The sequence below is a fragment of the Frankia sp. CgJB1 genome (assembly GCF_977947065.1).
The window spans coordinates 1-6,719 of the sequence record NZ_CDWTNB010000204.1 but is presented as its reverse complement, the minus strand read 5'-3'; the positions used below and the strand labels follow the sequence as shown (position 1 = coordinate 6,719).

Genomic DNA, 6,719 nt, shown 5'->3' with positions numbered 1-6,719 from the left:
AGAACGAGGCGGTGGCGATGGCCGCCGACCTGGCACGCAGCGGCGTGATGCCGAACCTCGACCAGAAGCAGCAGGTCAAGGCGTTCAGCACCGGCCAGGCCGGGATGCTGCTCGAAAGCAGCTCCCTGCAGGGGATGTTCATGGCCGGCGCCAAGGCGAACAACTGGGAGCTCGACGCCGCCCAGGAACCCGCGTTCGGCTCGAAGCCGGTCATCCCCACCAACTCGGGAGCGGCACTGGCGATCTTCAGTAAGGACCCGGCCAAGCAGCGCGCCGCCTGGGAACTGACCAAGTTCCTCACCAGCAACCGCGCCTACACCGAGATCTCCTCAAAGATCGGCTACCTGCCACTACGGACCGGCCTGATCGACGACCCGAAGTACCTGCAGGCCTGGGCGAAGGCGAACCCGCTCATCAAGCCGAACCTCGACCAGCTCACCCGGATCGAGCCGTGGGAGTCCTTCCCGGGTGACAACTACCTCCAGATCTCCGACACGATGATGACCGCGGTCGAAAGCGCCGTCTTCACCGGCAAGGACCCCGCATCCACCCTGGCCGACGCGCAGAAGCAGGCCACCAGCTTCCTGCCCCGGAAGTGACCGCCGTGCCCGTCGTAAGCACCGTGAGCACTGGGAGCACGGCCACCGCAGCGAGCACCGGGACCGCCCCGGGCGCCGGCGACGGCGGGGCGCCGCAGGCGCGGCGCGCCCTGTCGCTGCCGGGCACGATCAACCTGCGCGACGTCGGCGGCTACCCGACTGTGCACGGACGCTCCCTGCGCTGGCGCACGCTGCTGCGCTCGGGCACGCTACGCGGGCTCGACGGCCGTGGGCAGGCCATCCTCGCGCAGATCGGGCTGCGCACGGTCATCGACCTGCGCGAGGACACCGAGGTGGCGCACGATCCGGACCAGCTCGGCCGGCTCGCCGCGACGCATCGGCGGGTGCCCGTCTACACCCTGCCGGTCGACCGGCACCAGACGGCCGGCGATCTGCGTAGCCTCTACGACCACGTCGTCGATCATCGAGGGGACCGCCTCACCGCGGCCATGCTCGCGCTCGCCGCACCGGGGACACTGCCCGCGATCGTGCACTGCAGCGCCGGCAAGGACCGCACCGGTCTGGTCATCACTCTGGCGCTGGACCTCGCCGGGGTGCCAGCCGAGGTGATCGCGCAGGACTTCGCGCTGACCTCGTACTTCCTGCGGGACGAGGCTGCGGCGGCCGTCCAGCGGATCTCCGCCCTGATGTCCACCGATGGCGAGGAGCTGCCGGCCTCGCTGATGGCAAGCCCGCCCGACCTCATCCTGCACGCGCTGGGCCGTATCCACGCCCGGCACGGGGACACTCACACCTACCTGCTCGCGCACGGGGCGACGGCGCACGCGCTGGACCGCCTCGTCGAGGCCCTGCTCGTGCCGGCGGAGGCCTCCGACGCCGGGCCGGATTCCGGTCCGGCGACCGCGGGCTGAACCCCAGCCAGTGAGCCGCAGGCCCGGAGTCCCTCCCCCTCGGGCCTGCGGCTCACCCCAGGCGCCACCCCGTCCGCCCTGAACCCCGTCCGCCCTGAAGCCATCCCCTCCCGCTCCGAAGGACGTCCATGCCGATACTCTTGGACCCGACCGCGCACACGCCCACCCACAGCCTGATCCAGATCAGTGACACCCACATCGTCCGCGAGGGTGAGCTGATGCACGGCAAGGTCGACACGTACGCCGCGCTCCGCACCGTGCTCGACCAGATCGAGGCGTCCACGCTGAAGATCGGTGCCCTGCTGCTCACCGGTGACCTCGCCGACCGCGGTGATCTGCTGGCCTACCAGCGGTTGCGTGACCTGGTCGAACCGGTGGCGGCGCGCTTGGGCACGCCCGTGCTCTACGGCGTCGGCAACCACGACTCGCGTGGCCCGTTCCGGGAGGGACTGCTCGGCGCGGAACCCACGGTGGAGGCTCACGACTACGTGCACTGGGTCGGTGACCTGCGGATCATCATGCTCGACACCACCGAACCGGGCGAGCACAGCGGCTTCCTGAGCACCGCCCAGCTGCGCTGGCTCGCCGACGAGCTGGCCACCGCGGCCCCCGACGGGACCATCCTCGCCCTGCATCACCCACCCGTGCCGTCCGCGCTCGCGATGGTGAACTCGCTCCTGCTCGCCGAGCCGCAGCACCTCGCCGACGTGCTCGCCGGCAGCGACGTGAAGATCGTGCTGGCCGGTCACGCCCACCACGCGTCCACGGGCGTGCTCAGCGGCGTTCCGGTCTGGGTGGCGGGTGCCACCGCCTACCGGCTACGCACCCTCGGCCCGGCCGACCGGATAACCGGCCTGGTCGGGGGCGAGTACACCCGGATCGACGTCTACCCCGAGGGGGCCGTCGCCACCGCGGTACCGATCGCCACCACCGAGGTGGTCTACGACATGACCCTCGACGAGGTCGTCCGGCTCGCGGCGGATTATCACTGACTCCGTCCGGCACCGATCCCCGTCCGGCACCCACCCCCGTCCGGCACCGACCCTCGTCCGGCACCGACCCTCGTCCAGTACGTCGGCCCTTCCCGCGCCTCCGGATTTCCCGCGCCTCCGGAAAGGATGTTTCCGAACCGTGTTCGTCGAAATCGCCATCCCGGGGGCAGCCGGCACCACGATCCCCGCCGGTGCCGCAGTTTCCGCCGGTGCCGCACTCCCCGCCAACACCGCCTCCCCCGCCAACACCGCGTCACGCGTGCCGGTGCGGGCCGCCCGGCCATCGCTGGCCCGGCGGATGCTCGCTGCCACCCCGCCCTACCTGTACCTGCTGCCCGGAGTGGCCAGCCTGGTGCTATGGATTCGGAATGAAATAACTTGTTCACTTCGGGGTCCTCGCGAGCCCGTGACCTGCGAAGACGCATATTGGCTTGCATTAATTACTTCATTACGAATTCTATGGACCTACAAACCGATCATCGAGGCCGTCCAGCTGTCCTTTTACCACTGGAACCTGCTGCCGAATTCGCCACGGACCTACGTCGCTCTGGACAATTACCGGCTGGTCCTCACCCTTCCGCAGCTCCGGGGCGCCGCGAAGAACACGCTGTGGTACATCCTCGGCCTGATTCCGTTCGCCATCGTTCTGCCCACCGCCATCGCGCTGGTCATCCGGGACCTGGGCGGTCGATCGCGCACCGTCTACCGGGCGCTGGTCTTTCTGCCGATACTGGTCGCGCCGGTCCCCGCCGCCGCGGTCTGGCGCTGGTTGCTGGACTCCAGAGGGGTGGTGAACCACACCCTCGGGTTCGGTGCCTACAGCTGGCTGCGGGAGGAGCGGACGGCGCTGATCGCCATCCTGGCGATCTGCGCATGGCAGATCCTCGGCTTCGCCACCCTCGTCATCTCCGCCGGACTCACCGGCATCAGCAGTGATTACGCCGAGGCCGCCGAGATGGACGGAGCGTCGCGCTGGCAGGTCACCCGGTGGGTGACCCTGCCGATGCTGCGCTCGACTCTGCTGTTCATGCTGCTGATGACCGTGCTGCTGTCGGGGCAGTGGACGTTCCCGCTGCTCGACGTGCTCACCCAGGGCGGCCCCGCCGACTCCTCAACCAACATCTATTACCTGCTCTGGCAGTTCGGTTTCCGCAGCCTGGACTCCGGCCTGGCCTCCGCGGCGGGCATCGCGTTCTTCCTCGTCTTCGCGGCGGTGGCGGCGGTGCTGGTCAAACTGGCCGACCGGTACAGCTTCGCTGACAACTGACTCGGACCCTCGGCGACCGGATTTCTCGACACGCCCCGGTCCCTCGATCCAAGGATGCGAACACGATGAGCAGCATGCGGATACCGCGGATACCCCACTGGCGGACCGCGGCCAGCCATCTGATGCTGGCCCTGCTGAGTCTGATCAGCCTGTTCCCGGTGTACTGGATGTTCGCCACCTCCTTCCGCCGGCCAGACGGCATCTTCGACCAGTCGCTCCTGCCCTGGCCGCTGAGCCTGGCGAACTACCGCTACGTCTTCGACAGTCTCGACATCGGCGTGCTACTCGCCAACACCTTCACGATCGCCGCCGTCACCGCCGCCGGCCAGCTCATGATGTCCCTGCTCGCCGCCTACGCCTTCGCCGCCTGGGAGTTCCGCGGCAGGACCCTGTTCTACCTGGCGTTCGTGGCCACCTGGCTGATCCCGTTCCAGGTAACGATGATCTCGAACTACCTGGTGCTGTCAAACCTGGGCCTGCTGAACACACTGGCCGGCGTCATCGTGCCGAACCTGTGCTCGGCGCTGGCGGTGCTCATGCTTCCACCAGCACATGCAGGCCTTCCCCCGGGAGCTGCTCGACACGGCCCGCATCGACGGGCGGGGATCGTGGTCCACATTGTGGACGGTCGTCGTGCCGAACCTGCGCCCAGCGCTGGCGTCGCTGTCGATCCTGCTGTTCATCACCGCCTGGAACGAGTACTTCTGGCCGGCGCTGGCGCTGCAGCGGGCGAACTCCGTCATCCAGCTGGGTATCCGCGGCTTCCTGACCCTCGAGGGCGACAACTGGGGCGCCCTGATGGCCGGGTCCGGCCTCGCCTGCCTGCCCGTCTTCGCCCTCTACCTGGTCCTGCAGCGCCAGGTCGTCGACGCGTTCGTGCGCTCCGGCCTGCGCTGACCGCGCTGACCGCGCTGCTCCCGCGGGCGATCGGCCACGCCACCCTCGCGGTGTGCCGCGCCGCCTACGAGTTCTGGGTCGACCAGGCCGACAGCCGGCCGGCCGAGTGACGGCGATCCGCGGACAGAATCCTCGGAGTGACCGCAGGTGTCGTCGACCCGCCTGACATGAGAGGCCCATCATGGCTGCGCGGTCGCGACCCGGTCCCGGGCGGCGTGCTTTGCCTGGTAGAGGGCCGCGCCGGCGCGGATGAGCAGGTCGCCAAGCCCGGAATCGTCCGGGTTCAGCATCGCCACCCCCACGCTGACGGTGACCGGGAGCGGACCGTCGGCGGTAGCCACCGGGCTCGCCCCGATAGCCTGCCGAAGCCGCTCGGCGAGAACACTCGCCGTCGCAGCCGGGCAGCCCAGCACGGCCGCGAACTCCTCGCCACCGATACGGCCGACGATGTCCTGCGGACGCAACGTACCCTGCACGCGTCGAGCGACCTCGGCAAGAACCGTATCGCCCACAGCATGGCCATGACCGTCATTGACCTGCTTGAAATGATCAATATCGATCATGAAGGCGGCCAGCGGCCGCGCAGTGTGCAGATGCCTGCGAGCCAGAGCATCGGCCTCGTCGAAGAAGTGACGCCGATTCGCCAACCCCGTCAGCGGATCACTCTCCGCGAGCCGCTGCGTCTCCTCGAACAGGTAGGCATTCTCACAGGCCGTCGCCGCCTGGCCCAGCACGGCATAAGCCAGACGAGCCTGCCTGGGGTTGTAGCCACCAGCGGCCCGCGAGGCGATCAGAACAACGACGGTGGGGGCCGGCCGGCACAGGGCCGGCACAGCCAGCCAACTGCCCACCGGGTACCGCTGGCCGGGGAGCACCTCCGGCAACGTCCGGTGCGGCCCGATCATCCCACCACCATGGAACGCCAGCAGCAGCGGGGAGGCCGGGAGCGAGACGACCATCGCCCCGACCGCCCGGCTATCCACCTGGCCGTAGACCGCCACGACCCGCAACGTTCCGCACGGTTCCCGGGCGAGCGCCCACGCCGCCTCGCACGGAAGCTGCGTGGCGGCCGCCGTCATGACCCGCCCGAGGATCTCCGGGGGAGTCACCGCCCTGGTGGTCTCGACGACGACCCGGTGCATCCTCTCGGCCAGTTCCCGCCGCTGACGCTCCGCCATCAGCAGCCTGCGCAACTCCGCCGCGTCGGCCTCGCGAAGCGAGATCAGTTCCCGGTCGTGCCCCGGCGCGGCGAGGAGCAAGGCATCCTGAATCTGGTTGGCGACCATGCCCGCCGTGGCCGTCAGCAGCGGCCCGGCATCCCGGCGCGGACAGGTGAGATCGAACAGGCCGAGCGTCTGCCCCGTCGCCGGATCACGCAGGGGAACACCGGCACAGGCGAACTCGCCGAAGGGCTCCGCGTAGTGCTCCTGACCGAACACGTGCGCCGGCCTGTGCTCCTCGAGAGCGGTGCCGATGCCGTTGGTGCCGACAAACCGCTCGGCGAAACTAAATCCGGGCACCAGCGATATACGGTCCAGCCGGCGTTCGAACGCGGCGTCGCCGGTGCACCGCACGAGCACCAGACCGTTCGCGTCGGTGACGATCGCGCTGACGGCCTGCCTGGCCAGGCGGTCGGCGAGCTGGCACAGGACCGGTTCGGCCGCGCGCACGACAGGTGCGTCGAGGTCCGACGCGGCGGGGAGGGGCTCGGGGCTGTCCGCGGCCACTGCCCACCGCCGCGACCGCATCCACGACTCGCGGATCGGATCCCGCATCCCACCGGGCTCGCTGGTCTCAGCTGAGATCCCAGCGGTGAAGAACCCCTCGCGCGCCCGCTCGCGCGAGGCTCCCTCCCCACCGTTGAGGCGAACCCCCGAGGCCCGTCCGGCTCGCCGAGACGGTCTTGACCGATCCGGCATGACGCACCTTCCCGCACCTTTAACCGTGTGACCTGGGGCAAGTATATGCCGCTGGGGCATGAGCTCAGAATCATAATTAGCTTAGCCCTGCTCGCCGGAGAGGGCAAAAATTGCAGAGAAAGCAATATCCAGTATTTTTCTCCCGAAAATCGGTCTTTCATGTGATTGGGATT

5 protein-coding genes and 1 pseudogene are annotated in these 6,719 nt (G+C 69.0%); 5 read left to right on the top strand and 1 reads right to left on the bottom strand.

Translation table 11 applies throughout. The features are described 5' to 3' along the window. From AC08OT_RS17925 to AC08OT_RS17905, 5 genes and pseudogenes are all read left to right on the top strand, one after another. Window positions 1–599: extracellular solute-binding protein (locus tag AC08OT_RS17925; RefSeq protein ID WP_476596296.1), on the top strand; the 599-nt coding region annotated here is incomplete at its 5' end. Window positions 600–622: 23 nt separating this feature from the next. Then, the gene (locus AC08OT_RS17920) at window positions 623–1,471 is read left to right on the top strand and encodes a tyrosine-protein phosphatase (protein WP_476603072.1); all 849 of its coding nucleotides are present in this window, start codon (window positions 623–625) and stop codon (window positions 1,469–1,471) included. Window positions 1,472–1,599: 128 nt separating this feature from the next. Continuing rightward, window positions 1,600–2,463, top strand: coding sequence for a metallophosphoesterase (locus AC08OT_RS17915; RefSeq protein WP_476596294.1), 864 nt, complete (start codon window positions 1,600–1,602; stop codon window positions 2,461–2,463). Window positions 2,464–2,602: 139 nt separating this feature from the next. Continuing rightward, entirely contained in the window at window positions 2,603–3,730 is a 1,128-nt protein-coding gene (locus AC08OT_RS17910; RefSeq protein WP_476596293.1) for a carbohydrate ABC transporter permease, read from the top strand. Window positions 3,731–3,795: 65 nt separating this feature from the next. Continuing rightward, window positions 3,796–4,627 (top strand): annotated as a pseudogene (locus AC08OT_RS17905) (carbohydrate ABC transporter permease). Between the two features lie 179 nt (window positions 4,628–4,806). On the opposite strand, the gene AC08OT_RS17900 reads toward AC08OT_RS17905, so the two are convergent. Next, window positions 4,807–6,402 carry a GGDEF domain-containing protein gene (locus tag AC08OT_RS17900; RefSeq protein ID WP_476597527.1) on the bottom strand — a complete coding sequence of 532 codons (1,596 nt, stop codon included), beginning with the start codon at window positions 6,400–6,402 and terminating at the stop codon, window positions 4,807–4,809. Window positions 6,403–6,719 lie beyond the last annotated feature (317 nt).

What these genes read in the sequence shown, in the direction of transcription:
- AC08OT_RS17915 (WP_476596294.1), top strand. Translation starts at nt 1,600, where the DNA reads ATGCCGATACTCTTGGACCCGACCGCGCACACGCCCACCCACAGCCTG.
- AC08OT_RS17900 (WP_476597527.1), bottom strand. Translation starts at nt 6,402, where the DNA reads ATGCGGGATCCGATCCGCGAGTCGTGGATGCGGTCGCGGCGGTGGGCA.